Genomic DNA, 23,610 nt, shown 5'->3' with positions numbered 1-23,610 from the left:
CCATGTCGAAATTCTGGCCCCTAATCAAGCTGCTGCCGGTCAAGACGAACTTCAGGTTCGTCAAGTACTCGCCGATCATCGGCGGCATCTCGGCCCTGGCTTGCGCGGCCTCGCTGTTCTTCACCATCTGGCCGGCGACCCCGCCCTGCGGCGGCTTGAACTGCGGCGTCGACTTCCGCGGCGGGACGGTCCTGGAGCTTTCCACGGTCGACGGCAGGCCCGCCGACCTCGGCAAGATCCGCCAGGCCCTGGCGGGGCAGGGTGTCGGCGACATCCAGGTCCAGGCCTTCGGAAAGGCCAGCGACGTGCTGGTCCGGTTCGAGGTCAAGGACGCGGCCCACGCCACCCGGGCCGTGGACGGCGTCAAGGCCGAGCTGGTCAAGGCGCTTGGTCCGCTGAACTTCAAGAAGACCGAGGTCGTCGGTCCCAAGGTCTCGGGCGAGCTGTTCCGCAACGGCGTGCTCGCCCTGCTGCTCGGGATCGGGATGATGATGACCTACATCTGGTTCCGGTTCGGCCTGACCTTCGGGATCGGCGCGGCCTCGGCCCTGGTCCACGACGTGCTGCTCACCTTCGGCCTGTTCGCTTTCACCCAGATGGAATTCACGCTGACGGCGGTGGCCTCGATCCTGACCATCATCGGCTATTCGGTGAACGACACCGTGGTCATCCTCGACCGGATCCGCGAGAACCTGCGCAAGTACAAGAAAATGCCCCTGGGCGACGTCATCGACCTCTCGATCAACGAGACCCTGTCTCGGACGGCGATCACCGGCGTGACCGGGATCATGGCCCTGACCGGCTTGGCCGTGTTCGGCGGCGACGCCCTGCTCGGCTTCTCGATCTCGATGATCTTCGGCATCGTGGTGGGCACCTATTCGTCCTTCTACATCGCCGCGCCGGTCTTGCTGATGCTGGGCGTCAAGCGGGGCGAGGAAGACGAGGTCCGGCCGGCCGCGGCGGGCGCGGCCCAGCGGCCCTGATCGGTCGATGGCCCGCGACGCGCCCCAGATCGATGCCTATGGCGACGGCGGCTTCCGCCTCTCCTCGGGCCGGCATCAGGGCTCGCTGCTGATCCTGCGTGACGAGCCGACCGTCTGGCCGGTGCGTTCGCTGGCCGAGCTTACCCCCGCCAGCTTTGCCGATGTGCTGGCGGCGGGGCGCGCCGAGGTGGAGTTCGTGCTGCTGGGGGTGGGGGCGATCAACGCCCTGCCGCCGAAGGCGGTGCGCGAGACCCTGCAGAAGGCCGGAATCGGCCTGGAATTCATGGACACGGCCGCCGCGGCGCGGCTCTACAACGTCCTGACCGCCGAGGGCCGCAGGCTCGCCGCCGCCCTCATCGCGATCTGAGGCTCGCGCCTTCCCGCATCAGTGGAAACGCCCTATACCGGAGTCCCTGGGTAGGAATCGTGAGGGGCTCATCGATGGCCGGACTGCTTTCTAATTTCCGCAACACCATGATCGTGAGCTTCATTCTCGCGATCATCATGGTCGCGGGCTATATGAGCCACTACGGCTCGACCGACGCCATTTTCTGGCAGGCCGTGTTCCGCTTGCTGCACACCTTCTTCGGCATCCTCTGGATCGGGCTGCTGTACTATTTCAACTTCGTCCAGATCCGGGTCATGCCGGCCATCCCGGCCGAGCTGAAGCCCGCCGTCTCCAAGTACATCGCGCCCGAGGCGCTGTTCTGGTTCCGCTGGGCGGCCCTGGCCACCTGGGTCATGGGCGTGGTGCTCGCCATGAACCGCGGCTATCTGATCGAGGCCTTCAGCCTCGGCGCCACCGAGGGCTTCTCGGTGCCGCAGCACACCATGATCGGCACCGGCATGTGGCTGGCCACGATCATGTTCATCAACGTCTGGGCGTTCATCTGGCCGAACCAGAAAATCGCGCTGGGTCTCGTCGAGGCCGACGCGGACGCCAAGGCCAAGGCCGGTCGCACGGCGATGCTGTTCTCGCGCATCAACACCCTGCTGTCGGTGCCTATGCTGGTCACCATGACCATGAGCCAGACCATCTTCGGCTGATCGCCGAAATCCATTAGGATCGGAAGGCCCGCCGCATTGGCGGGCCTTTTGCTTTGAGCCATGCCCGAACAAGACCTTCCCGACGACCTCGACGGCCTGATCGCCCGGGTGGACCCCGACCGCTGGCTCTCCAGCCGGTTCGTGGCCGACGCCAGGGCGCGCGCCGATGTGATCGCCCTCTACGCCTATGACTACGAGCTGGCGCGCGCGCCCAAGGTCGCCTCCAACGCCCTGATGGGCGAGATCCGCCTGACCTGGTGGCGCGAGGTGCTGGATGAGGTGTTCGAGGGCCGTCCCGTGCGCCATCACCCCACGGCCCAGGCCCTGGCGGCGGCCACCGCCGCCCACGGCCTTCCCCGCGAGCCGCTGGAGGCGATGATCGACGCCCGCTATCGCGAGCTCTCGCCCGAACCCATGAACCTGGCCGACGCCCTGGAATGGGCGGCCAACACCGGCGGGGCGGCGGCGATGCTGGCCGCCCGCATTCTCGACCCCTCCGCCGATCCCGCCAAGGCGGCCAGCGGCGGCCGGGCCTGGGCGATCGGGCGACTGATGGGAACGGCGGGCATGACGGGGGAGGGCGCGCAGGCCGCCCTGAACGCGGCGCTTTCCGGCGCTCGGGGCCTGTCGCCGGCGGCCTTCCCGGCGGTGGCGCATGCGACCCTGGCCCGCGTCAGGGCCAAGGGCGCCCGCCCCTCCGAGCTGGCCGCCCGGATCCGCCTGCTCTGGGCCGTGCTGACCGGGCGGGTCTGACTATTTCGCCGCCACCATCAGCTTGACGATCTCCTCGACCACGTGGGGTTCCAGGCCCTCGGTATGGCCCTTGTCGATCCGCACCAGGTCGGCGACCACCCGGCCGTCTCTGCAGTTCGGATAGACGAAGACCTCGGTGCGGCCGGGACCGGCCGGGCGGCCCCAGGCCTTGGTCGGCGGGTCTTGGCGGCTGGTGTCGTAGACATAGCCCGCCGTGGTGTCGACGATGTCGGCCCGCTTCTCCCGTGCCGCGCAGCCGTACTTCGCCGCCCATTCCGAGGTCTGCGGCAGGGCGACGACCTCATGCTCGCCGGTCGTGTAGATGTGTGAGAAATCGCAGGCCAGCGGCGCGGCCATGCTGCGCGCCATGGCGGCCATCATCTCGGGCGACGGGCCGTCGGGCGCGGTGGCCCCGCGCTGAGGGGCCGGCCCACGGCCGGTCCGCTCGGGCTGGCCGCCGACGCGTCCGCCGGAAAGGCTGAGAAATCCGGTGACCTTCGGCGCGAAATAGTCGGAACAGACGATGCGACGCGAGGTCATGCCGCCCTGCGAATGCCCTGCCAGCCAGAAGGCCTTGATGTTGGCCGCGCCGAAGCGGTCATAGACCATGTCCACGACATTCTGCAGGTGGGCGTCGTCACTCGGCTGCCAGATCCGGGGCGGCGCATTCGGCGTCGCCACCACCAGCCGGTACTTGTCCACCTGATCGACGATGGGGAAGTAGTGGCGCTGCCAGTTCCCGAAGCTGCCGCCGCCGTGCAGGTTCAACACGAACACCACCTTCTCGCCGGGCTTGAGGTCCTTCGGATAGTCCAGGAAGAACTTCCGGCCGGTCTTGGGGTCGACCACCGAGCCCGGGGCGACCACCACATCTCCGGGGCAATCCTTGGCCGGGCAGCGCAGTTCGCCGTTCTGCGCGGCGGCGGCGGAGGCGCTCACCGCCAGCAGGGCGGCCAGGGCGGTCATGGTCTTGACGTTCATATGCGTTTCCCCACGGTTTGCTCTCCGTTAAGACGGAGTTCTCTAGCAGTGCTAGGCATCCTCTAGCGATGCTAGGGACGAGTCAATCGCCTGGGAGATGGCATGGGCCTGGATCGCAAGACCATCGTCGCCGCGGCCTTGCGGCTGTTGGACGAGCAGGGCCTGGAGGGCGTGACGACGCGGCGGCTGGCGGAGGTGCTGGGCGTGGCCGGGCCTTCGCTCTACTGGCACGTGAAGAACAAGGACGCCCTGTTCGACCACATGTCGGACGCCATGTTCGGCGAGGTGCTGCAGACCGACCCCGCGGTCCGGCGGGCGCGGGAGTGGGACGAATGGCTGGCCGCCGGGGCGCGGGTGATACGCAAGGCGGCGCTGTCCCATCGCGACGGAGCCCGGCTGCTGACCGGGCGCCATCCCACCGGCGCGCAGGCGATCGCCGTGGTCCCGGGCATGGTGGAGCGACTGGAGCGTGCCGGCTTCACCAACACCGAGGCGCACCTCGCCTTCCGCACCCTGTCGCGTTTCACCCTGGGCTGGGCGCTGGACGAGCAGACGGGCGGCGGGGCCGCCGACAGCGAGGCCGGCTTCGAGTTCGGCCTGGCGGTGATTCTGGACGGCCTGCGCGCCCGGCTGACGGCCCAGGTCGGCGGCGCGGTCCGGGCCTGAGCTATTCCGCCGCCAGCGGAACCCTCGTGGCCCAGCTGTCGAGGTCGGCCAGGGCGCGTTCGCCCATCGCCAGCTTCTTGGCCCGGCCGCGTTCCTTCGAGCCGATCCGGCTGCCGTCCTCGCGCCGCTTGACCACCGCATCGTCCAGCGGCGGCAGCAGGCCGTAGTTGATGTTCATGGGCTGGAAGCTGCCCTTGCCCGCCTCGATGTGGCCGCCCGTGATGTGGCCGATCAGGGCGCCCAGGGCGGTGGTGGCCGGTGGCGCCTCGATGGGCCGGCCCAGGCGCTCGGCCGCGGCGAAACGGCCGGCCAGCAGGCCGATGGCGGCGCTCTCCACATAGCCCTCGACCCCGGTCACCTGGCCGGCGAACCGCAAGCGTGGCTGAGATTTCATCCGAAGCTGGGCGTCCAACAGCTTGGGGCTGTTCAGGAACGTGTTGCGATGCAGGCCGCCGAGGCGTGCGAACACCGCCTTCTCCAGGCCCGGGATCATGCGGAAGATCTCGGTCTGTGCGCCGTGCTTCAGCTTGGTCTGGAAGCCGACCATGTTCCAAAGCGTGCCCAGGGCGTTGTCCTGCCGCAACTGGACGATGGCGTGCGCCTTGGTCTGCGGGTCGTGGTCGTTGGTCAGGCCCACCGGCTTCATCGGCCCGTGACGCAGGGTCTCGCGGCCGCGCTCCGCCATCACCTCGATGGGCAGGCAGCCGTCGAAATAGGGGACGTGCTCCCAGTCCTTGAACTCGGACTTCTCGCCGGCCAGCAGGGCGTCGATGAAGGCTTCGTACTGGGCCTTGTCCATCGGGCAGTTGATATAGGCCGCCGCGTCGCCGCCGGGGCCGACCTTGTCGTAGCGCGACTGGCGCCAGCAGATGTCCATGTCGATGGATTCGACGTTCACGATCGGGGCGATGGCGTCGAAGAACGAGAGTTCGCCCTCGCCGGTCAGCTCTAGCACCGCCGCCGACAGGGCGGGCGAGGTGAGGGGCCCGGTGGCGACGATCACGCTGTCCCAGTCGGCCGGGGGCAGGCCGGCCACCTCTTCGCGCGCGATGGTGACCAAGGGATGCGCCTCGAGCCTTGCGGTGACAGCCTGGGAGAAGCCTTCCCTGTCGACGGCCAGGGCGCCGCCCGCGGGAACCTGGTGGGCGTCGCCCGCCGACATGATGATCGAGTCCAGCCGCCGCATCTCCGCGTGCAGCAGGCCCACGGCGTTGCCGGTCCAATCATCGGCGCGGAACGAGTTGGAGCAGACCAATTCGGCCAGGCCGTCGGTCTGGTGTGCGTCGGTGCCGCGCACGGGCCGCATTTCGTGCAGGACCACGGGGACGCCAGCCTGGGCGACCTGCCAGGCGGCCTCGGAACCGGCCAGGCCGCCGCCGACGATATGAACAGGGGAGATCGACATGCGTGACTAACTAGCAACTTCGCGCGGGGATCGCGAGCCGGGCCTTGCGGGAACGGGCCCGCCACGCCCATGTTCGCAGCCAAAGGGGCGGCCGACTCGTTATTGGACGAGGACTTGGCCTGGGGAATGAGATGACTGCGTTTTCGGCGACAGACGCCGCTTTTGAAGGTTTCCGGATCACCCGCGAAAAGCCCAGGGTCCTACTGATCTGGGCGGGGTTCTATCTGATCATCAGCTTGCTGATGCCGGTGCTGCTGGTGACCATGGGCGGCCAGAACCTGATGGCCCTGGAGGCCCAGGCCAACAATCCCAACGCCGATCCGCAGGCGGCCCTCGACAACCTGGCGGCGCTCGGCCCGCTCTACGCGATCCTGATCCCGATGGGCTTGGCCGTGCAGGCGGTGCTGGCCGCGGCGGTCTATCGAGCCATCCTGCGCCCCGAGGACACCGGCTTCGGCTACCTGCGGCTGGGGCAGGACGAGTTGAGGTTGACCGTCCTCACCCTGATCTACTTCCTGCTGAGCCTGGCGGCCGTGACGATCGTGGTGCTGTTGGGCGGCATCGGCGCCGGGATGGCCTACGGACTGCTGGGATCGCCGCTGTTCGGGGTGGGCCTGGGGCTCTTCTTCCTGGGGCTTCTGCTCTACGTCGCCGTGCGTCTGTCCCTCGCCCCGGTCATCACCTTCGCCGAGCGCAGGATCTCGGTCTTCGACTCCTGGGCGCTGACCAAGGGCCAGTTCTGGAAGCTGCTGGGCGCCTATATCCTGGCCATCGCCAGCGTCGTGGTGGTCCTGCTGCTGGCCATGGTGATCTTCATGGCGATCGCGGCCATCCTCGCGGGCGGCGACATCGCATCGGTGGGCAAGATCTTCTCGCCCGACCTGAGCTCCGTCGCCGCCTACTACACGCCGCCGATGGTCGCCTACACGATCTTCGGCGGCTTCCTGAACGCGCTCTATTTCGCGGTCCTGGTCTCGCCCGCGGCCGTGGCCTATCGGGCGCTGAAGGAAGCCTAGGCGCTGGCGCTGGGCCGCGCCTTCATCCGGGCGCGCCAGGCGACTAGGTTGGCGAATTCCTCCTCCACGGGCAGGCCGATCCACTCGGCGAAGTCCACCGTCGAGAGCAGGCAGATGTCGGCCATTGTCAGGCTGTCTCCGACCAGGAACTCACGGCCTTCCAGCTCGCGGTTCAGGTACTTCTGCGCGCCCTTGTAGGTCTCCTTGTTGCTCTCCCCGAAGTCCTTGTACTGGGTCAGCAGGGCTGCGGTGCGCGGGTGCGCGTGGCGCCAGTAGCTGCCCACCGGCATCATCACCGCGAACTCCACCCGGCGGACCCACTGGTCGACCAGGGCCTTCTCCACGGGCGTCGTGCCGAACAGCGGCGGAGTTGGATTGGTTTCCTCGAAATAGCGGCAGATTGCGACGGTCTCGGAGATGCAGGTCCCGTCGTCGAGTTCCAGGGTCGGGATCTGGCCCATGGAATTCTTGGCGCGGAACTCCGGCGACTTATGCTCGCGCTTGAACATGTCGACCTTGGTCTCCGGCAGGTCGATGCCCTTCTCGGCGAGGAACATGCGAACGCGGAAGGGGTTCGGCGCCGGCATCGGCGCGCCGTAGAGGATCATGGTGCTTCCCAAATGAACTAAGTTATCCGGCCAAACTATTTCGAACGCTTGTTTGAACGCAAGCGATTATCCCTGCGGAAGGTCGATGTCCGAAAGCCGCGAGAACCGATGGGCGACCGGTGTTAGATTGGCGTCATGACCCAAGGCTTCACCCTCTTTGAGACCGCGGTCGGAACCTGCGGCGTGGTCTGGGGCGAGCGCGGCCTGCTGGGTGTGCACCTGCCGCCGATCGGGCCCTCCGACCCCCGCGCCAAACTCGCGCGCCGGTTTCCCGAGGCGGTGGAAACCGCGCCGCCGCCGTCCGTCCAGGCGGCCATCGCCGGCATCCAGGCCCTGCTGCGGGGCGAGCGCCTCGACTTGACGGAGATCGAACTGGACACGCAGGGCGTCGCGCCCTTCAACCTGCGCGTCTACGAGATCGCCCGCGCCATTCCGCCCGGCAAGACCCGCACCTATGGCGAGATCGCCCGGGAGATCGGCGATGTCTCGGTGTCCCGTGCGGTCGGCCAGGCGCTGGGCGCCAATCCGTAGCCTATCGTGGTGCCGTGCCATCGGGTGCTGGCGGCCGGCGGCGGCAAGGGCGGCTTCTCGGCCCCCGGCGGGACCGACACCAAGATGCGCATGCTCGAGATCGAAGGCGCCCTCGCCCCCGAGACCCTGCCGCTGTTCGGCGGGCTCTAGGGCAAGCATCCCTCCCCACAAGGAGGAGGGACGGCGCTAAGCACTCACCAGCTTCCGCCGCCTGGCTCCGCGGCGTTCCTCGTGGCGTTTGAGGATCTCGGCGAGGTAGCGGCCGGTCCAGCTCTTGGGGTTGGCGGCCACCTGCTCGGGGCTGCCCTGGGCCACGATCTCGCCGCCGCCGTCGCCGCCCTCGGGGCCGAAGTCGACGATCCAGTCGGCGGTCTTCACGACGTCCAGGTTGTGCTCGATGACCACCATGGTGTTGCCCTGGTCGGCCAGCTCGTGGAGCACTTCCAGCAGCTTCTTCACGTCCTCGAAGTGCAGGCCCGTGGTCGGTTCGTCGAGGATGTAGAGGGTCTTGCCGGTGGCCCGGCGCGACAGCTCCTTTGAGAGTTTCACCCGCTGGGCCTCGCCGCCCGAGAGCGTCGTGGCCGACTGTCCGACCTTCACATAGCCAAGGCCCACCCGCTTCAGGGTCTCCATCTTGTCGCGCACCGGCGGCACGGCCTTGAAGAAGTCGGCGGCCTCCTCGACGGTCATGTCCAGGACCTCGGCGATGGACTTGCCCTTGAACAGCACCTCCAGCGTCTCGCGGTTGTAGCGCTTGCCGTGGCAGACATCGCAGGTGACGTAGACGTCGGGCAGGAAGTGCATCTCGATCTTGATCAGCCCGTCGCCCTGGCAGGCCTCGCAGCGGCCGCCCTTGACGTTGAAGCTGAACCGGCCCGGCCCATAGCCGCGCGCCTTGGACTCCGGCAGTCCGGCGAACCAGTCGCGGATCGGCTGGAAGGCGCCGGTATAGGTGGCCGGGTTCGAGCGCGGCGTGCGCCCGATGGGCGACTGGTCGATGTCGATCACCTTGTCGAACATCTCCAGCCCCTCGATCTTGTCGTGGGGGGCGGGGGCGTCCGAGGCGTTGTGCAGCCGGCGCGCGGCGGCCTTGTAGAGCGTCTCGATGGTGAAGGTCGACTTGCCGCCGCCCGACACCCCGGTGATGCAGGTGAAGGTGCCGGCCGGGATCTCGGCGGTGACGTTCTTCAGGTTGTTGCCGGTGGCGCCGACGACCCGCAGCATCTTCTTCTTGGAGATCGGCCGGCGGTCCTCCGGCACTGCGATCTCACGGACGCCCGAAAGGTACTGGCCGGTCAGGCTGGCGGGGTTGTCCATCACCTGCTGAGCCGTGCCCTCGGCGACGATCTCGCCGCCGTGGACGCCGGCCGCCGGGCCCATGTCGATGACATAGTCGGCGGTCAGGATCGCCTCCTCGTCATGCTCGACCACCAGGACCGAATTGCCGAGGTCGCGCAGGCCCTTCAGACTCTCCAGCAGGCGGGAATTGTCGCGCTGGTGCAGGCCGATGGAGGGTTCGTCCAGCACATAGAGCACGCCGGTCAGGCCTGAGCCGATCTGGCTGGCCAGGCGGATACGCTGGCTCTCGCCGCCCGACAGGGTGCCCGAGGCGCGGCTGAGGTTCAGGTAGTCCAGGCCCACATTGACCAGGAAGCGCAGGCGATCATTGATCTCCTTCAGGATCCGGCGCGCGATCTCCATCTGCTTGTCGGAAAGCGTGTCGTTGAGCGCCGTGAACCACTCGCCGGCGTGCCGGATGGAAAGCCGGCTGACCTCGCCCACATGCTTGCCGTCGATCTTCACGGCGAGGGATTCAGGCTTCAGGCGATAGCCGTCGCAGGCCTCGCAGGGGGTCTCGGACTGATAGCGGCCCAGCTCCTCGCGCACCCAGGAGGAATCCGTCTCGCGCCAGCGGCGCTCCAGGTTCGGCAGCACGCCCTCGAAGGTCTTGTTGACCTCGTACTTCCGGGCGTTGTCGTCATAGACGAACTTGATCTTCTCGGTCCCCGATCCGTAGAGCACGACGTTCCGGGCGGCCTCCGAGAGCTTCCACCAGGGCTCGTCCATCGAGAAGCCGTAGTGGCGCGCGAGCGCCTGCAGGGTCTGGGTGTAGAGCGGGGAGGGGCCCTTGGACCAGGGTCCGATGGCGCCCTTATGCAGGGTCTTGTCCTTGTCCGGCACCACCATGTCGGCGTCGAAGGCGAGCTTGGCCCCCAGGCCGTCGCAGACCGGGCAGGCGCCATAGGGGTTGTTGAACGAGAATAGCCGCGGCTCGATCTCGCTGATCGTGAAGCCGGAGACCGGGCAGGCGAACTTCTCGGAGAACAGCAGGCGCCGGGGCTCGTCCTGGCCCTCCGGCTTGTCGGCCCATTCCGCCACCGCGATGCCGTCGGCCAGCTTCAGCGCCGTCTCGATGCTATCGGCGTAGCGGGTCTCGAGGCCCGGTTTGGTCACCAGCCGGTCCACGACAATGTCGATGTCGTGCTTGAATTTCTTGTCCAGCACCGGGGCGTCCTCGATGGGATAGAACTCCCCGTCGATCTTCAGCCGCTGGAAGCCCGACTTCTGCCACTCGGCGATCTCCTTGCGGTACTCGCCCTTGCGGCCGCGCACCACGGGAGCCAGCAGGTAGAGCCGCTCGCCCTCGGGCAAGGCCGTCAGTTTGTCGACCATCATAGAGACGGTCTGGCTCTCGATGGGCAGGCCGGTGGCCGGCGAATAGGGCACGCCGACGCGGGCCCACAGCAGGCGCATATAGTCGTGGATCTCGGTGACCGTGCCGACCGTGGAGCGCGGATTGCGGCTGGTGGTCTTCTGCTCGATGGAGATGGCCGGCGACAGGCCCTCGATGAGGTCCACGTCCGGCTTGCTCATCAGCTCCAGGAACTGGCGGGCATAGGCCGAGAGCGACTCGACATAGCGCCGCTGGCCCTCGGCATAGATGGTGTCGAAGGCGAGCGAACTCTTGCCCGAGCCCGACAGCCCGGTCAGCACCACCAGTTCGCCGCGCGGAATGTCCACGTTGACGTTCTTGAGATTGTGCTCACGCGCCCCGCGCACGCGGATGAAGTTAAGCTGTTCGGCCATGTTTTTCCGGAAACGCAATCCGCCCCCTGCGCTCAGCGGGCCCCGCCTAATGTAGTTCCGAGAGTCAGCGATAACACAGGAACATTATGCGAACAAACGTCGCATTCGACCTTATCGGCGAGCCTCGCGGCGAGTCCTAGTCCGGCCGAGTGTCAAAACCTGTCAGCAGCGTTGTCAGCAGGGGAGGGTTCGAGTGTCGCCTCAATGACCTTGGCCATGGAATCCTGTGCGTACACCCCGAGACCGCCGTCGCCGCCCGCGCATTGCTCCGGCAAAGATCGACCCGCCTCCAGCTTGACTGCGGCGGCGCGTCGCAGCTTCGAACCAGACGCGATGATCTGCGTTTAAGGCTAACCGCGGTCACACGGACCGCCTCGGAGAGACCGACAATGATCCAGCATGCGTCGAAGATGGTGATCGCGGGAGCGATGATGTTCGGGGCCGTGAGCCTGAGCGCCTGCGCCACCAAAGAGTACGTCAATACGCAGGTCGGCGTCGTCGACGCCAAGGTCGCCGCCCACGATGCCCGGATTTCGGGCGTGGACGCCACGGCGCGTGAGGCGCTGCAGCGGGCCGACGCGGCCGGCAAGCTGGCCGGAGGCAAGTTCGCCTATTCCCAGGTTCTGTCCGACGACAGCCTAAAGTTCCCGGCGGCCAAGGCGACCCTGACCCCCGAGGCCCAGGCGCGACTCGACGCCCTGGCCGGCAAGCTGATCAGCGAAAACCGCAATGTCTATGTGGAGATCCAGGGCCACACCGACGCCACGGAGGCGAAGAGCACCGCCGCCTATCGGCTGGGCGAGCAGCGCGCCGAGGCGGTGCGTCGCTATCTCAGCCAGAAGGGCGTCGCCCTGAACCGCATCGGGACCATCTCCTTCGGCGCCGAAGCGCCGGTGGCTCCGAACACCGACCGGGCGGGTCGGCAGGCCAACCGTCGGGTGGTGTTGATCGTCCTGTCCTAGGCCTCGCGCGACTTGAGGTTGAGCCCCCGCCCCGGCGGGCGGCTCGGCCCTGCCTCACAGTTCGCCGGCCCTGCAATCCGTCCTTTTCGAAGCCGATGGACTCGGTCATTGAAAAGGTTAACGGCGGTTCGGATGAACCGAGGCGGAGGGATCTTCATGAACGCGCATGCGTCGAAGTTGGCGGTCGCGGCGGCGGCGCTGTTGGGCGTCGTGACCCTGGGTGGCTGTGCCACCAAGGACTACGTCAACCAGCAGGTCGGCCTGGTCGACGGCAAGGTGGCGGGCCACGAGACGCGTCTGGTCGGCTTGGACCGGACCAGCCGTGAGGCGCTGGAGCGCGCCACCGCGGCGGGCAAGCTGGCGGAGGGCAAGTTCGTCTATTCGGAGGTGCTGTCCGACGACAGCATGAAGTTCGAGGTGTCGAAGGCGACATTGTCGCCCGAGGCCACGGCTCGACTCGACGCGTTCGTCGCCAGGTTGAAGAGCGAAAACCGCAACGTCTATATCGAGGTGCAGGGCCACACGGACTCGACCGGTTCGCCCGAAGGCAACTATCGCCTGGGCGAGCAGCGGGCCGAGGCGGTGCGCCGCTACCTGAACCAGCAGGGCGTCGCGCTCAATCGGGTCGGGACCATCTCCTACGGCGCCGACGCGCCGGTGGCCCCCAATACCGACCGGGCCGGCCGGCAGGCCAATCGGCGGGTGGTGCTGATCGTCCTGGCCTAGGCGCCCTGCCACGATCCGGGCGCCTGAGCGTGATCTAGGGGCGGCGACGACACTTGGAGCCCGCATGATCAGGCGAACCCAGATAGGCGCGCGCCCTGACCAGGGCGGCGGCGCCGGAGCAGCCGCATGAGCGACCCCGGTCAGGAACCGGCCGTGGATCAGGCGCCGCGGGACCTGTGGGACCTGGCGACGCGGACGCGCCAGCGGTTCGCCAAGCGACGGCATGCGATCGTCGTGGCGTTCAGCATCGCGCTGCACCTGGCGATCGTGCTGACCGTGTTTTCGCCCGAGCCGCCGGCGCCCAGGGCGCCCGATCCCGAACCCATCACGGTGGAGCTGTTCACCCCTCCGCCGCCGCCCAAGGTCGAGGTCCCCCTTCCGAAGGAAGCGGCGACCCCGCCGGCGCCGGCGTTGAAGCCCGAGCCGCCGGCCCCGGCCAAGTCCCCTCCAAAGCGCACCGCGTTCCGGCAGACGCCCGCGCCCCGCACGATCGTCCCCCTGCCGGCGGCGAACGCCCCGAGCCAGGACAAGGGGGTCGAGGTGAGCGATGCGCAACTCGCCGGCGCGGCGACGGCGGGCTCGGGCTCGCCGACTGGCGGGGGCGACTGCAACATGCTGCGGCGGCTGCAGGCCGCCCTGCGCAAGGACGCCATGGTTCAGGCTGCTGTCGCCAAGGCCCATGGCGGCCGGCCGATCATGGTCTGGAACGGCGACTGGGTGCGCCATCCCAGCCAGGAGGGCGGCGGGCTCGCCGCCGTGCGAGAGGTGATCATGTGGGAGGTCGGCTTCGCGCCCGCGGCCTGCCGGTCCGAACCTATGCGCGGCCTGGTGCTGATCACTCTGCGCGACGAGCCTGGCTCCGCGCGTCTGGTGGTCGGATCCGATAGCTGGCGCTGGTCGGACCTGTTGTTCGCGCGCTCCGGCGGCCGGCGCGGCGACTAGCCGTCGCGCTGTTCGTAGCGGGGCGTCCGCTTCTCGAGGAAGGCGGTCACGCCCTCGGCGAAGTCACCGTCCAGGCTGGCGAGGATCTGGTTGCGATCCTCCATGGCGATGACGGCTTCCAGGCCTTGCGCGTCGATGGCGTGGTTCAGCGCCTCCTTGGTGAGGCGCAGGCCGAGCGGCGTGGCGTTCAGCATGTCGGCGACAAAGGCCTGGGCCTCGGCCTGGACGGCGGCCGGCTCGACCACCCGGCTGACCAAACCAAGCTGGTAGGCGCGCTCGGCCTCGATGAAGCGGCCGGTCAGCATGTATTCGGCGGCGACCGATGACCCCACCATGCGTGGCAGGAAATAGCTCACCCCGATGTCGCAGGCGGTGAGACCGATGCGGATGAAGGCGGCGTTCATGCGGGTGCGCGGGGTGGCGATGCGGACGTCGGAGGCCAGCGCCAGGGCGAAGCCGCCGCCGCTGGCCGCCCCGTCGACACAGGCGATGATCGGCTGCGGACAGCGCCGCATGGCGATGACGATCTCGCTGATCTGTCTCTGGCCGGTGAGCGAGGCGCCCACCGAGCGCCCGCCCGGCGCCGCGGTGTTGCGCTCCTTGAGGTCGAGGCCGGCGCAGAAGGCGCCGCCGGCGCCGCTCAGCACCACCACCCGAACGTCGCGTCGCCAGTAGAGGCCCACGAAAAAGTCGCGCAGCTCCTCCACCAACTTGCGGTTCAGGGCGTTCAGCCGCTCGGGCCGGTTCATGGTCGCCCAGATCACATCGCCGTCGGCGCGAAGGTCGAGATGCTCGTACATGGACCGGCTCCTGGTTGGAGCGGCTAGCTGAACGCCTGGCCCTAACGTCAGGCAAGCGCGGCCTGGATAGCGAGGACGCCCGCCTCCGCTGGTGCGCAAGCGAGCCGCCTGTCTCACAAAGCCGGGATGAGCGGCCTCACGGCTACTGGCCCTTCAGCCGGTCGGCCTCCTTGAGCACGCGCAGGGCATTGCCGCCCCAGAACTTGGCCAGGTCGTCCTTGCTGAAGCCTGCCTTGACCAGGCGCTCGGTCAGGCCCGGATAGTCGGCCACGTCGTTGAAGCCCTCGACCCCACCGCCGCCGTCCAGGTCGCCGGAGAGGCCGATGTGGTCCTTACCGGCCACCTCGGCCGCGTGCAGGATGTGCTTCACCAGGTGGTCTATATTGGCGCGCGGCTGGGGATATCTTGCGTCGATGGTGGCGCGGGCGGCCCTGTAGGCCTCACGCTTGTCGGCGCGCACGTCGCGCGGGGACCCATAGGTCTTGGTCAGTTCGAGCAAGGCGGCGTCGCGCTCGGGGTTCTTCGGCACGTCGATCATGTAGCCGCTGAAGGCGTTGATCTGGATCACCCCGCCCTTGGCGGCCAAGGCGCGCAGCCGATCGTCGTCGATATTGCGCGGGTGGTTGTAGACCGCCTTGGCGCCGGTGTGGCTCAGGATGATCGGCGCCTTCGAGAGTTCGAGGATCTGGTCGAGGACCAGGTCGGACGAATGGCTGGCGTCGATCAGGACGCCCAGTCGGTTGGCCTCGGCCACGAACGACTTGCCCAGGGGCGAGAGGCCGCCCCATTCGGGACCTTTCGGATCGGTGGCGCTGTCGCCCAGGTCGTTGTTGAGGACGTGGATGGGCCCCATCATCCGCACGCCCAGGTCGTAGAAGGTCTTCATCAGGGAGAGATCGCCGGCCACCGGCGAAGAGTTTTCGATGCTGATATAGACGAACCGCTTGCCGGCCTTGGAGATGGCCTGGGCCTCCTCGGCCTTGGTGGCCAGGGTGAACAGGTCGCCGTTCTTGGCCACCATCTCGCGGATCACGGCCGCGCGCAGCAGGCCATGGTCGCGCGCCGCGGCGTTTCCGGCCACGCCCCGCGCGCCTTGGGGCGTGAAGATCACGAAGAAGCCGCCGTCGACCCCGCCCTCGACCATGCGCGGATAGTCCACCTGGCTGCCGTCGGCGGCCGTGTGTCGTGCGCGGATGTCGAAGCCCGCGACCGCGGCATTGGCCGGCGTGTCGAAATGGGTGTCCAGCACGATCAGGTTTTCGTGCAGGACCTTGGTGGCCGGAGTGGCGGCGAGCGCCGGCGCCGCGCCCGCCAGAAGGACCGCGAGCGGAAGACAAAACTTGAACACCAACGCCTCTCCCCGAAATGAACGAGGGCGAACCTTCACGTTTCGAAGCGTGCTTCGCAAGCCTCAGGCGCGATCGATCCGGGCCGCGAAGCAGCCGCGGCCCGCATTGTGGGCATGCAGATAGGCGACCTGCGGATCTGCGAGCATCCGGTCGATCACGGGGGGCAGATCCGCGCCGGACGAGATCTCGGCGGCGGTCATCATCCCAGCCGCGTCATAGGCCCGCAAAGCGATATAGGGGCGCACCGCCAGGCATCCGGGAATCTCGTCCACCGCGCGGCAGGTCTCCGTGGCCGACTCGTTGACGAAGATGGCGTGTCGCGAGCGATAGGGGCTGTCGGCGGGCTGGTGCTCGTAGTTGAGCAGCAGCAGGGTCTCGCCGGCCTTGGCGTCCTGCAGGGTGATGCGGCAGGGAAAGCCGACGGGGGCGGTTGCGGTCTGGCGGATGATACCGCGGGCGGCGAGGTCGGCGTCGGAAAGCCCGAACAGCGGACGGAATTCCTCGACCGCCAGGCCGGTGATGACGAAGGACATGGCTTTGCTCCGAAAGGACTAGAGGGCGTCGTGGAAGATCACACCCAGGGTATGGCGACGGCCGCTGCGCACCTGGCTGACCCCGTGGCGCAGATTGACCCGGTAGCTCCCGCGGGTTCCTTGCACCGGCCGGTGGTGAACGGCGAAGACCAGGGCGTCGCCCTGGCGCAGGGGCGCGACCTCGACGCGCGACTGCATGCGCGGTCGCTGCTCGGTCAGGACGAACTCGCCGCCGGTGAAGTCGACGCCGGGCTCCGACAGCAGCACCGCGACCTGCAGCGGGAAGACGTGCTCGCCATAGAGATCCTGATGCAGGCAGTTGTAGTCGCCGGCCTGGTACTGCAGCAGCAAGGGGGTGGGCCGCGTCTGGCCCGCCACGTGGCAGCGTTCCAGGAACGCGGCATGGTCGTCGGGATAGCGGACGGCGATCCCCATCTGGGAGTTCCAGCGATTGGCGATGTCCACGAGTTGCGGGTAGAGCGCCGCGCGCAGGTCGGCCACGAGGTCAGGCAGGGGATAGGCGAAGTAGCGGTACTCGCCCCGTCCGAAGCCGTGGCGGCCCATGACCACCCGGCTGCGGAACCCGCCCTCCTGGGCGTAGAGGGCGGCCACCGCGCGGCATTCCTCCGGGCTCAGCAAGGCCGGCAGGATGGCGCTGCCCTGGGCGTCCAGGCTGGCGAGAGCGGCCGGCCAGTCGAGGGTGGCGATGCGGCCCTCAACCGAGCGCGGGGCGACGGTGATGGCGCTCATGCCGCGGCCTCGCGGTCCAGCAGGGCGCGCTTGCGCTCAACGCCCCAGCGGTAGCCGGATAGCGCCCCGTCGGTGCGAACCACCCTGTGGCACGGGATGGCCACAGCGATGTGGTTGGCCGCGCAGGCCTGGGCCACGGCGCGGACCGCCTTGGGCGAGCCGATCTTCGTTGCGATGTCCAGATAGCCCGCGGTCTCGCCGGCTGGGATGTCGCGCAGCGCCTGCCAGACCCGTTGCTGAAAGGCGGTGCCGCGCACGTCCAGCGGCAGATCCAGGCCCAGGCCCGGCTGCTCGACGAAGCCCACCACCTTGGCCACCAGGGCCTCGAATTCGGGATCGGCCCCGACCAGCGTCGCCCGATCGAAGCGGTCCTGCAGGTCGTGGACCAGGGCCTCGGGATCGTCGCCCAGCAGGATCGAGCAGATTCCGACCTCGGTTGCCGCCACCAGGATGGCGCCCAGCGAGCACTCGCCGATGGCGAACCTGATCGTCGCCGTCTCGCCGCCGGCGCGGAAGCGGGTGGGGGTCATGCCCAACACCTGGGCCGACTTGGCGTAGAATCGGCCGCCAGAGTTGAACCCCGCGTCGTAGATCGCCCCGGTGACCGTGCCGCCGGCCGTGAGCGCCTCGCGCACCTTCCGGGTGCGGAGCCCTTCGGCATAGGCCTTTGGGGTGACCCCGGTGATCGACTTGAACACCCTGTGGAAGTAATAGGGGCTCATCCCGGCCAGGCTGGACAGGGCCGCCAGGCTGGGTGCCTCCTCGGCGGCCTCGATGGCGCGGCAGGCTTCGCCGACCATGGCCGCGTGGCGCTCCGCCATCGCCGGCTCGTCGGGGCGGCATCGCTTGCACGGGCGGAAACCCGCGGCCTTGGCGTCGGCGGTCGTCTGGTGGAAGGCGACGTTCTCGCGCCGGGCCGGACGGGCCGCGCAGGAGGCGCGGCAATAGACCCCGGTGGTGCGCACGGAATAGAAGAACAGGTCGTTGGCGGCGTGGTCCTTGGCCAGCACGGCGGCCCAACGGTCTTCGTCGGTTGCGATCTGCATCTTGGTTGCTCCATCGATCGTGTCGACGATGGGATAGGCCCTGCGAACCGGCGGCGAACTCCGCCTCTTGCTTTCAAATCTGCCTCCCTGCGGATCGTCGCAAGGTCCGACGGGACGCAGCGTCCGAAAACCGCGAATTGCGAAGCCCGCCTCGGCCGCCTATATCGGCCCGACCGTCGAAGGAGGCCCCGACCATGGAACGCGCACCGGACATACGCTTCGTCCCGAACGCCAACCTGTCCACGGTCGACCATGCCCAACTTCGTCACGCTCGATGGCCTGTCCTATAAGACTCCCGACGGCCGCAGCCTTTTCGACAATCTGACCCTCGCCTTCGGGGCCGATCGTACCGGCCTCGTCGGGCGCAACGGCGTCGGCAAGACCACCTTGATCGGCCTGATCCTCGGCGAACTCGCGCCGGCCTCCGGGTCGGTGAGCGTTCGCGGCCGTATCGGCGTCCTGCGTCAGGCCGTGGCGCCGCCTGAAGGCGCCAGCGTCGCCGAGGTGCTGGGACTGGCCGGCGCCCTGGAGCGGCTCGCCCGCATCGAGGCGGGGGCGGGGACGGAGGGCGACTTCGCCGAGGCCGACTGGACCCTGGAGGCGCGGCTGGACGCCGCCTTGGCCCAGGTGGACCTGGCGGGGCTCGATCCGCGACGGCCGGCGGCCTCGCTCAGCGGCGGCCAGGCGACCCGCGCCGCCCTGGCGGGCCTGCTGGCGTCGGAGCCAGACCTGCTGCTGCTGGACGAACCCTCCAACAACCTGGACGCCGAGGCGCGCGCCCTGGTCGCCCAGGTTCTGGCCGGGTGGAAGGGCGGTGCGATCGTGGTGAGCCACGACCGCGGCCTGCTGCGCCGGATGGATCGGATCGTCGAGCTGACCAGCCTGGGGGCGAAGGTCTATGGCGGCGCCTACGACGCCTACGTCCTGCGCAAGGCGGAGGAGGAGGCTGCGGCGGCCCGCGACCTGGCCGAGGCCGAGCGTGCGCTTGCGCGGGTCGGTCGCGAGGCCCAGGCCGCCCGTGAGAAGAAGGCTCGCCGTGACGCCGCCGGCCGCCGCGACGCGGCCAAGGGCGGCGCCCCGAAGATCCTGCTCGGCGCCAGGAAGGAGCGGGCGGAAATTTCCGGCGGGCGCGCCAGCCTGCTGGCCCAGCGCCAGGCCGCCGAGGCCGGCGCCGACCTCGCCGAGGCCGAGGGTCGGGTGGAGCGCCTGCGGCGGCTGGCCTTCGACCTGCCGCCCTCGGGACTCGCCGCCGGCAAGACCGTCCTGGCCTTCGAGGACGTGGCCTTTGCCTGGCCCGGCGCGCCGCCGCTGCTGTCGGGCGTCTCGTTCCGGATGACCGGACCGCGGCGTTTGGCGCTCACCGGCCCGAACGGTACGGGCAAGAGCACCCTGATAAGGCTGGCGACCGGCGAACTGGCCCCCACGCGAGGCAAGATCACGGCGGGCGTGCGCGCGGCCCTGCTGGACCAGCGCACCGACCTGCTGGGCAATGGGGAGACCCTGGTCGAGGCGTTCCGCCGCCTGAATCCGGAGGCGAGCGACAATGCCGCCCGCGCCGCCCTGGCGCGGTTCCTGTTCCGCAATCTGTCGGCGGAAAAGGCCGTGGCCTCGCTGAGCGGCGGCGAGCGCCTGCGCGCGGCCTTGGCCTGCGTGCTGATGTCGGAGCGACCGCCGCATCTGCTGATCCTGGACGAGCCGACCAACCACCTGGACCTGGAGTCCATCGCCGCCATGGAGGCCGCGTTGCGAGGCTATGACGGCGCCCTGCTGCTGGTCAGCCACGACCGCGACTTCCTCGACGCCGTCGGCGTCGAGGAAGTGCTGGTCCTTGGGTAAGGCTCAGGCGGCCCTCTTCACCACCCGGAACACCGCATTGGCCCTGGCGCACGGTTCCCCGTCCGCGGTCACGAAAGCCTGGGCGAAGCTCAGGGTCCCGCCGGCCTTGACGAAGATGGTGGCGAATTCCAGCCACTGGCCGGTCCGGGCCGTTCCCAGGAAGTCCAGGGTCAGGTTCACGGTCACCAGGCTGGCGCCGTCGCCCAGGCATCGGGCGCAGGACAGGCCCATGGCGTTGTCGGCCAGGGCGCTGATCAGCCCGCCGTGGACGAAGCCGCGGCTGTTAGTGTGGGCCGCCTCCGCCACGAGGCCCAGGATCACCGCGTCCTCCGTCTTGCGGCTGTAGAGCGGCTCCCAGGGATCTGTGAGCGGGCTCTGGCGGAAGTGCCGAGCAAAGCCGGGCGGGACGGCGAGGGTCTCGTGCATCATCCCCCTCCTCACGCCGCCGCCGCCAGCCGCGCGAGGCTATGCAGGGTCTTGGCGCAAGCCTGGGCCGCCTCCGCCCCCTTGACCAGGAAGTGGTCGCGGAAGAAGGCGCGATGCTCCTCGTGCTCATGGAAGTGGTGCGGGGTCAGCACCACGGAGAATACCGGCACCTCGGTGGCGAGCTGCACCTGCATCAGGCCCGAGATCACCGTCTGGGAGACGAAGTCGTGGCGATAGATGCCGCCATTGACCACGAAGCCCGCGGCCACGATGGCGGCGTAGCGGCCGGTCTTGGCCAGGGTCTGGGCGTGCAGGGGGATCTCGAAGACGCCCGGGGTCTCGAAGCGGTCGACGGACTGTTGGGCGAAGCCCAGCTGGCCGATCTCGGCGATGAAGCCCTGATAGGCGTTGTCGACGATCTCGGCGTGCCAGCCCGCCTGGATGAAGGCGATGCGGGCCTGGCGGAAAGCGCCGTTGGCGGTGGGAAGTTCGTAGGTGACTTGGGTCATGGTCAGTTCCCTGATCGGGGTTGGAACCACGACTCAGGGAGACGCCGTCGACCGACTCGTCGCGCGGATGCGCTCGGAGCCCTGCCGTCAGCGGTTCTCATAACCGGACTCTAACCGTCGGCTCCGGGTTCGCACCGGATCTGCTGTCCCTGACGAGCCTCACGGCCAGCCAGGCGCCCGCGGGCTTGTGCGGCCCGTCCCGCAAGGGGAGGGACGCCATCACCGCCGGTGGGGACTTTCACCCCGCCCTGAGAACGCGTTTCACCGGAATGGCCCGGTGATGACCCAGTCTAAGCGGAGCCTTGGGGTTCAAACAAGTGTTTACATCGTCGGATCGAGACTTCGTGAACGGCCGTGCCGGAAGTCCGAATGCTCAACCTAATGGTTGAGCATTGCTGAGAAAAGCGCTACTGAGGGGCATGGTTTTGCATGAATCGCCCGCCCTCGACGGGGTGTTCCACGCCCTGGCCGATCCCACCCGCCGCGCCATGCTGCGCAGCCTCGCCGAAGGCGAGCGCAATATCGGCGAACTCGCCGCGCCTTTCGACATGTCCTTCGCCGCGGCGTCCAAGCACGTGCGCGTGCTGGAAGGCGCCGGCCTGCTGCGCCGCCGGGTGCAGGGCCGCTCGCACGTCTGCTCTATCGAGGCCGAGCCCCTGGCCGACGCCACCGAATGGCTGAATTACTACCAGGCCTTCTGGAGCCGGCGGCTGGACACCCTCGACGCCCTGATTAAGGCCGACGCAGCCAAGGGCGGCGGCCGCTAGGCGCGCTTGTTGAGCGTGATCGAGGTCGCCGAGCCGGGCGCGCTCGGCATGGCGCCGGCGCCGTAGCCCGTGCCGGTGTTGCGCTGGGCGGCCACCTCGTCGGCGATGGCGCGGACCAGGCCCTCGGTGATCGTCCTGGCGGCTTCCAGGGCGCGGCCCTGGCGCGCGAGCACGGAGTCGAAGGCCTCCGTGGCGCGGATCAGCCGGGTGCGCTGGGCCAGGGGCGCGCTGGCCACCATGCTGGGATCGGCCCGCACCCGGGCCGACTCGTGCCGGTAGAGGTTGGCGAGCTTCGAGGTCTCTTCAATGTGGGCCGCGGCGTCCTGTGGGCGGCGCTGCTCGAAGGCCAGGGCCTCCAGCGCGACCAGCTCGGTGAGCCGTTCGGTCAGCATGATCAGTTGTCCGACGCGGTCGTCGGCGTCTGTGGCTGCGAGCGCCATGGCGCGGTCTCCTAACTCAAACCCTGAAGCTTCAGCATTTCCCGCCCGATGGCGTCGGAAACGCCGAGCCCGCCGGAGGCCGTCACCTTCTTGGCGATGGCGTCGGACATGAACGACTTGAACATCGCCTCGCCGTGGCCGCCGCCGAAGGGGGCCTCCGACGAAACGCCGGCGAACATCTGGTTCAGCATCACCGAGAGGAACGAGGCCTCGAAGTCCTTGGCGGTCTTCTCGATCTGGCCACGCTTGGCCAGCTCGGCCGTGCTGGCGGCGGTTGGCGCGCCGGCGGTCAGGCCCGGCGGCACGACGGCTGCGGCGAGGTCGGCCATCACATCACCTCGATGTCGGCCTGCAGGGCCCCGGCGGCCTTGATGGTCTGCAGGATGGAGATCATGTCGCGCGGCGTGACGCCGAGCGCGTTCAGGCCCGAGACCAGGGTGGAGAGCGAGGCGCCGTTCTTCACGGTGAGGAACTGCTTGCCCGTCTCCTCGTCCACCGAGACGTCCGACTGCGGAACCACCGCCGTCTCGCCGCGGCTGAAGGGGGCCGGCTGGCTGACCGCCGGGCTCTCGCGCACCGTGATCGTCAAGTTGCCCTGGGCGATGGCCACGGTGGAGATGCGCACGTTCTCGCCCATGACGATCACGCCGGCGATCTCGTCGATGACCACCTTGGCGGGGCCGTCGGGCTCGACCGACAGGTTTTCGACCTGGGAGATGAAGGAGACCATGTCCTGGCCGCGCGGGGCGCTGATCGTGACGATGGTGGGATTATCGGCCCGCGCCGAGCCCGGGTAGCGGGTATTGATCGCGCCGGCGATCTTGCCGGCGGTGCTGAAGTCCGGATTGCGCAAGGTGAGCCGCATCGAGCTCATGCTGGCGAGCTGGAAGCCGATCTCGCGCTCGACGATGGCTCCGGCGGCGATCCGCCCGGCGGTGGGCACGCCCTTGGAGACCGAGGAGCCCGAGGCGCCGCCGGCGGCGATCGAGCCGGTTTGCACCGTGCCCTGGCCGACCGCATAGGCCTGGCCGTCGGCGCCCAGTAGCGGGGTGACCAGCAGGGTGCCGCCCTGCAGGCTCTTGGCGTCGCCCATGGCCGAGACGCTGGCGTCGATCGGCGAGCCGGCGGCCACGAAGGCCGGCAGCCGGGCCGTGACCATGACCGCGGCCACGTTCTTGGTGTTCATGTTGGCGTCGCGGGTGTTGACGCCCAGCCGTTCCAGCATCGCTTCCAGGCTCTGCTTGGTGAAGGGGGCGTTGCGCAGGCTGTCGCCCGTGCCGTTCAGGCCGACCACGAGGCCGTAGCCCACCAGCATGTTCTCGCGGACGCCTTCGAACTCGACGATGTCCTTGATCCGCGATCCGGCGTCGGCGGGCCCCGCGGCGAGCGATGCGGCCAGGATGACGGCGCTGAGGACGCGGAACGATGAACGCATGGGATCCTGACG

Annotated in this window: 25 protein-coding genes, 1 pseudogene and 1 riboswitch; of the genes and pseudogenes, 12 read left to right on the top strand and 14 right to left on the bottom strand. The window is 68.7% G+C overall.

Annotated features, from left to right (window positions below):
- Window positions 1–2 precede the first annotated feature (2 nt).
- The 4 genes from secF (at window position 3) to M9M90_RS12940 (ending at window position 2,783) form a co-directional block, all read left to right on the top strand.
- Entirely contained in the window at window positions 3–983 is a 981-nt protein-coding gene (gene secF, locus M9M90_RS12955) for a protein translocase subunit SecF (protein WP_254833644.1), read from the top strand.
- Between the two features lie 7 nt (window positions 984–990).
- Complete coding sequence (locus M9M90_RS12950; protein ID WP_254833643.1) at window positions 991–1,350, top strand: Mth938-like domain-containing protein; 360 nt, start codon at window positions 991–993, stop codon at window positions 1,348–1,350.
- 74 nt (window positions 1,351–1,424) lie between these two features.
- Window positions 1,425–2,030, top strand: a complete 606-nt coding sequence (locus M9M90_RS12945; protein ID WP_254833642.1) for a urate hydroxylase PuuD — start codon at window positions 1,425–1,427, stop codon at window positions 2,028–2,030.
- A 60-nt stretch (window positions 2,031–2,090) separates the two neighbouring features.
- Window positions 2,091–2,783 (top strand): squalene/phytoene synthase family protein, encoded by a 693-nt coding sequence (locus M9M90_RS12940; RefSeq protein WP_254833641.1) that lies wholly within the window; start codon window positions 2,091–2,093, stop codon window positions 2,781–2,783.
- Here the strand turns inward: M9M90_RS12940 and M9M90_RS12935 are convergent, their stop codons facing one another.
- Complete coding sequence (locus M9M90_RS12935; protein ID WP_254833640.1) at window positions 2,784–3,764, bottom strand: alpha/beta fold hydrolase; 981 nt, start codon at window positions 3,762–3,764, stop codon at window positions 2,784–2,786.
- A gap of 102 nt (window positions 3,765–3,866) precedes the next feature.
- Between M9M90_RS12935 and M9M90_RS12930 the strand changes: the two genes are divergently transcribed.
- Window positions 3,867–4,430: a TetR/AcrR family transcriptional regulator C-terminal domain-containing protein gene (locus tag M9M90_RS12930; RefSeq protein WP_254833639.1), complete on the top strand. Its 564-nt coding sequence runs from the start codon at window positions 3,867–3,869 to the stop codon at window positions 4,428–4,430.
- Between the two features lies 1 nt (window position 4,431).
- On the opposite strand, the gene trmFO is transcribed toward M9M90_RS12930, so the two are convergent.
- Window positions 4,432–5,835 carry a methylenetetrahydrofolate--tRNA-(uracil(54)-C(5))-methyltransferase (FADH(2)-oxidizing) TrmFO gene (gene trmFO, locus M9M90_RS12925; protein WP_254833638.1) on the bottom strand — a complete coding sequence of 468 codons (1,404 nt, stop codon included), beginning with the start codon at window positions 5,833–5,835 and terminating at the stop codon, window positions 4,432–4,434.
- A gap of 131 nt (window positions 5,836–5,966) precedes the next feature.
- Here trmFO and M9M90_RS12920 point away from each other — a divergent pair, with 131 nt between their 5' ends.
- A complete protein-coding gene (locus M9M90_RS12920) occupies window positions 5,967–6,851 on the top strand; it encodes a hypothetical protein (protein WP_254833637.1) in 885 nt (294 codons plus the stop codon).
- On the opposite strand, the gene M9M90_RS12915 is transcribed toward M9M90_RS12920, so the two are convergent.
- Window positions 6,848–7,459, bottom strand: coding sequence for a glutathione S-transferase family protein (locus M9M90_RS12915; protein ID WP_254833636.1), 612 nt, complete (start codon window positions 7,457–7,459; stop codon window positions 6,848–6,850). The genes M9M90_RS12920 and M9M90_RS12915 overlap by 4 nt on opposite strands.
- 135 nt (window positions 7,460–7,594) lie before the next feature.
- Here M9M90_RS12915 and M9M90_RS12910 point away from each other — a divergent pair.
- Window positions 7,595–8,140: pseudogene (locus tag M9M90_RS12910) on the top strand (methylated-DNA--[protein]-cysteine S-methyltransferase).
- Window positions 8,141–8,176: 36 nt separating this feature from the next.
- Here M9M90_RS12910 and uvrA read toward each other — a convergent pair.
- Window positions 8,177–11,077 carry an excinuclease ABC subunit UvrA gene (gene uvrA, locus M9M90_RS12905; RefSeq protein ID WP_254833635.1) on the bottom strand — a complete coding sequence of 967 codons (2,901 nt, stop codon included), beginning with the start codon at window positions 11,075–11,077 and terminating at the stop codon, window positions 8,177–8,179.
- A gap of 389 nt (window positions 11,078–11,466) precedes the next feature.
- Here uvrA and M9M90_RS12900 point away from each other — a divergent pair, with 389 nt between their 5' ends.
- The 3 genes from M9M90_RS12900 (at window position 11,467) to M9M90_RS12890 (ending at window position 13,707) form a co-directional block, all read left to right on the top strand.
- Window positions 11,467–12,039 carry an OmpA family protein gene (locus M9M90_RS12900; protein ID WP_254833634.1) on the top strand — a complete coding sequence of 191 codons (573 nt, stop codon included), beginning with the start codon at window positions 11,467–11,469 and terminating at the stop codon, window positions 12,037–12,039.
- A gap of 156 nt (window positions 12,040–12,195) precedes the next feature.
- Window positions 12,196–12,765, top strand: coding sequence for an OmpA family protein (locus tag M9M90_RS12895; protein ID WP_254833633.1), 570 nt, complete (start codon window positions 12,196–12,198; stop codon window positions 12,763–12,765).
- A gap of 126 nt (window positions 12,766–12,891) precedes the next feature.
- Window positions 12,892–13,707: a hypothetical protein gene (locus tag M9M90_RS12890; RefSeq protein ID WP_254833632.1), complete on the top strand. Its 816-nt coding sequence runs from the start codon at window positions 12,892–12,894 to the stop codon at window positions 13,705–13,707.
- Here M9M90_RS12890 and M9M90_RS12885 read toward each other — a convergent pair.
- From M9M90_RS12885 to ada, 5 genes are all read right to left on the bottom strand, one after another.
- Window positions 13,704–14,507 (bottom strand): enoyl-CoA hydratase/isomerase family protein, encoded by an 804-nt coding sequence (locus tag M9M90_RS12885; RefSeq protein ID WP_254833631.1) that lies wholly within the window; start codon window positions 14,505–14,507, stop codon window positions 13,704–13,706. The genes M9M90_RS12890 and M9M90_RS12885 overlap by 4 nt on opposite strands.
- 142 nt (window positions 14,508–14,649) lie before the next feature.
- The gene (locus M9M90_RS12880) at window positions 14,650–15,855 is read right to left on the bottom strand and encodes a dipeptidase (RefSeq protein WP_254833630.1); all 1,206 of its coding nucleotides are present in this window, start codon (window positions 15,853–15,855) and stop codon (window positions 14,650–14,652) included.
- 63 nt (window positions 15,856–15,918) lie between these two features.
- Window positions 15,919–16,389 (bottom strand): DUF1203 domain-containing protein, encoded by a 471-nt coding sequence (locus tag M9M90_RS12875; RefSeq protein WP_254833629.1) that lies wholly within the window; start codon window positions 16,387–16,389, stop codon window positions 15,919–15,921.
- A gap of 18 nt (window positions 16,390–16,407) precedes the next feature.
- Complete coding sequence (locus M9M90_RS12870; RefSeq protein ID WP_254833628.1) at window positions 16,408–17,139, bottom strand: 2OG-Fe(II) oxygenase; 732 nt, start codon at window positions 17,137–17,139, stop codon at window positions 16,408–16,410.
- Window positions 17,136–18,185 carry a bifunctional DNA-binding transcriptional regulator/O6-methylguanine-DNA methyltransferase Ada gene (gene ada, locus M9M90_RS12865; protein WP_254833627.1) on the bottom strand — a complete coding sequence of 350 codons (1,050 nt, stop codon included), beginning with the start codon at window positions 18,183–18,185 and terminating at the stop codon, window positions 17,136–17,138. Before ada ends, M9M90_RS12870 begins: the two co-directional genes overlap by 4 nt.
- A gap of 252 nt (window positions 18,186–18,437) precedes the next feature.
- On the opposite strand from ada, the gene M9M90_RS12860 reads away from it, so the two are divergent.
- Complete coding sequence (locus tag M9M90_RS12860) at window positions 18,438–20,021, top strand: ABC-F family ATP-binding cassette domain-containing protein (RefSeq protein ID WP_254833626.1); 1,584 nt, start codon at window positions 18,438–18,440, stop codon at window positions 20,019–20,021.
- A gap of 3 nt (window positions 20,022–20,024) precedes the next feature.
- On the opposite strand, the gene M9M90_RS12855 is transcribed toward M9M90_RS12860, so the two are convergent.
- Together M9M90_RS12855 and M9M90_RS12850 are read right to left on the bottom strand one after the other, a co-directional pair.
- Complete coding sequence (locus M9M90_RS12855) at window positions 20,025–20,450, bottom strand: PaaI family thioesterase (RefSeq protein ID WP_371876851.1); 426 nt, start codon at window positions 20,448–20,450, stop codon at window positions 20,025–20,027.
- Window positions 20,451–20,458: 8 nt separating this feature from the next.
- Complete coding sequence (locus tag M9M90_RS12850) at window positions 20,459–20,956, bottom strand: 6,7-dimethyl-8-ribityllumazine synthase (RefSeq protein ID WP_254833625.1); 498 nt, start codon at window positions 20,954–20,956, stop codon at window positions 20,459–20,461.
- An 89-nt stretch (window positions 20,957–21,045) separates the two neighbouring features.
- Window positions 21,046–21,216: riboswitch (FMN riboswitch) on the bottom strand.
- A gap of 159 nt (window positions 21,217–21,375) precedes the next feature.
- Here M9M90_RS12850 and M9M90_RS12845 point away from each other — a divergent pair.
- Complete coding sequence (locus M9M90_RS12845) at window positions 21,376–21,723, top strand: helix-turn-helix transcriptional regulator (protein ID WP_254833624.1); 348 nt, start codon at window positions 21,376–21,378, stop codon at window positions 21,721–21,723.
- Here M9M90_RS12845 and M9M90_RS12840 read toward each other — a convergent pair.
- From M9M90_RS12840 to M9M90_RS12830, 3 genes are read right to left on the bottom strand one after another with little or no spacing between them, the layout of a single operon-like run.
- Window positions 21,720–22,163 carry a flagellar basal body protein gene (locus tag M9M90_RS12840; protein ID WP_254833623.1) on the bottom strand — a complete coding sequence of 148 codons (444 nt, stop codon included), beginning with the start codon at window positions 22,161–22,163 and terminating at the stop codon, window positions 21,720–21,722. The genes M9M90_RS12845 and M9M90_RS12840 overlap by 4 nt on opposite strands.
- A gap of 11 nt (window positions 22,164–22,174) precedes the next feature.
- Window positions 22,175–22,492, bottom strand: coding sequence for a rod-binding protein (locus M9M90_RS12835; protein WP_254833622.1), 318 nt, complete (start codon window positions 22,490–22,492; stop codon window positions 22,175–22,177).
- Entirely contained in the window at window positions 22,492–23,598 is a 1,107-nt protein-coding gene (locus M9M90_RS12830) for a flagellar basal body P-ring protein FlgI (protein ID WP_254833621.1), read from the bottom strand. The genes M9M90_RS12835 and M9M90_RS12830 overlap by 1 nt, the downstream gene beginning before the upstream one ends.
- Between the last annotated feature and the right edge of the window lie 12 nt (window positions 23,599–23,610).

Origin of the sequence: Phenylobacterium sp. LH3H17 (genome assembly GCF_024298925.1) — a bacterium.
In the GTDB taxonomy this organism is placed as follows: Bacteria; Pseudomonadota; Alphaproteobacteria; order Caulobacterales; family Caulobacteraceae; genus Phenylobacterium.
The sequence above is the reverse complement of the archived record's forward strand: the minus strand, read 5'-3'. Positions and strand labels throughout refer to the sequence as shown.

Excerpts from the sequence above, each read along its gene's own strand:
- M9M90_RS12870 (WP_254833628.1), bottom strand. The coding sequence starts at position 17,139 with ATGAGCGCCATCACCGTCGCCCCGCGCTCGGTTGAGGGCCGCATCGCC.
- trmFO (WP_254833638.1), bottom strand. The coding sequence starts at position 5,835 with ATGTCGATCTCCCCTGTTCATATCGTCGGCGGCGGCCTGGCCGGTTCC.
- M9M90_RS12835 (WP_254833622.1), bottom strand. The coding sequence starts at position 22,492 with ATGGCCGACCTCGCCGCAGCCGTCGTGCCGCCGGGCCTGACCGCCGGC.
- ada (WP_254833627.1), bottom strand. The coding sequence starts at position 18,185 with ATGCAGATCGCAACCGACGAAGACCGTTGGGCCGCCGTGCTGGCCAAG.
- M9M90_RS12850 (WP_254833625.1), bottom strand. The coding sequence starts at position 20,956 with ATGACCCAAGTCACCTACGAACTTCCCACCGCCAACGGCGCTTTCCGC.
- M9M90_RS12900 (WP_254833634.1), top strand. The coding sequence starts at position 11,467 with ATGATCCAGCATGCGTCGAAGATGGTGATCGCGGGAGCGATGATGTTC.
- M9M90_RS12890 (WP_254833632.1), top strand. The coding sequence starts at position 12,892 with ATGAGCGACCCCGGTCAGGAACCGGCCGTGGATCAGGCGCCGCGGGAC.
- M9M90_RS12895 (WP_254833633.1), top strand. The coding sequence starts at position 12,196 with ATGAACGCGCATGCGTCGAAGTTGGCGGTCGCGGCGGCGGCGCTGTTG.
- M9M90_RS12915 (WP_254833636.1), bottom strand. The coding sequence starts at position 7,459 with ATGATCCTCTACGGCGCGCCGATGCCGGCGCCGAACCCCTTCCGCGTT.
- M9M90_RS12830 (WP_254833621.1), bottom strand. The coding sequence starts at position 23,598 with ATGCGTTCATCGTTCCGCGTCCTCAGCGCCGTCATCCTGGCCGCATCG.
- M9M90_RS12845 (WP_254833624.1), top strand. The coding sequence starts at position 21,376 with ATGGTTTTGCATGAATCGCCCGCCCTCGACGGGGTGTTCCACGCCCTG.
- uvrA (WP_254833635.1), bottom strand. The coding sequence starts at position 11,077 with ATGGCCGAACAGCTTAACTTCATCCGCGTGCGCGGGGCGCGTGAGCAC.
- M9M90_RS12840 (WP_254833623.1), bottom strand. The coding sequence starts at position 22,163 with ATGGCGCTCGCAGCCACAGACGCCGACGACCGCGTCGGACAACTGATC.
- M9M90_RS12860 (WP_254833626.1), top strand. The coding sequence starts at position 18,438 with ATGCCCAACTTCGTCACGCTCGATGGCCTGTCCTATAAGACTCCCGAC.
- M9M90_RS12885 (WP_254833631.1), bottom strand. The coding sequence starts at position 14,507 with ATGTACGAGCATCTCGACCTTCGCGCCGACGGCGATGTGATCTGGGCG.
- M9M90_RS12940 (WP_254833641.1), top strand. The coding sequence starts at position 2,091 with ATGCCCGAACAAGACCTTCCCGACGACCTCGACGGCCTGATCGCCCGG.
- M9M90_RS12945 (WP_254833642.1), top strand. The coding sequence starts at position 1,425 with ATGGCCGGACTGCTTTCTAATTTCCGCAACACCATGATCGTGAGCTTC.
- secF (WP_254833644.1), top strand. The coding sequence starts at position 3 with ATGTCGAAATTCTGGCCCCTAATCAAGCTGCTGCCGGTCAAGACGAAC.
- M9M90_RS12930 (WP_254833639.1), top strand. The coding sequence starts at position 3,867 with ATGGGCCTGGATCGCAAGACCATCGTCGCCGCGGCCTTGCGGCTGTTG.
- M9M90_RS12920 (WP_254833637.1), top strand. The coding sequence starts at position 5,967 with ATGACTGCGTTTTCGGCGACAGACGCCGCTTTTGAAGGTTTCCGGATC.
- M9M90_RS12935 (WP_254833640.1), bottom strand. The coding sequence starts at position 3,764 with ATGAACGTCAAGACCATGACCGCCCTGGCCGCCCTGCTGGCGGTGAGC.
- M9M90_RS12855 (WP_371876851.1), bottom strand. The coding sequence starts at position 20,450 with ATGATGCACGAGACCCTCGCCGTCCCGCCCGGCTTTGCTCGGCACTTC.
- M9M90_RS12950 (WP_254833643.1), top strand. The coding sequence starts at position 991 with ATGGCCCGCGACGCGCCCCAGATCGATGCCTATGGCGACGGCGGCTTC.
- M9M90_RS12875 (WP_254833629.1), bottom strand. The coding sequence starts at position 16,389 with ATGTCCTTCGTCATCACCGGCCTGGCGGTCGAGGAATTCCGTCCGCTG.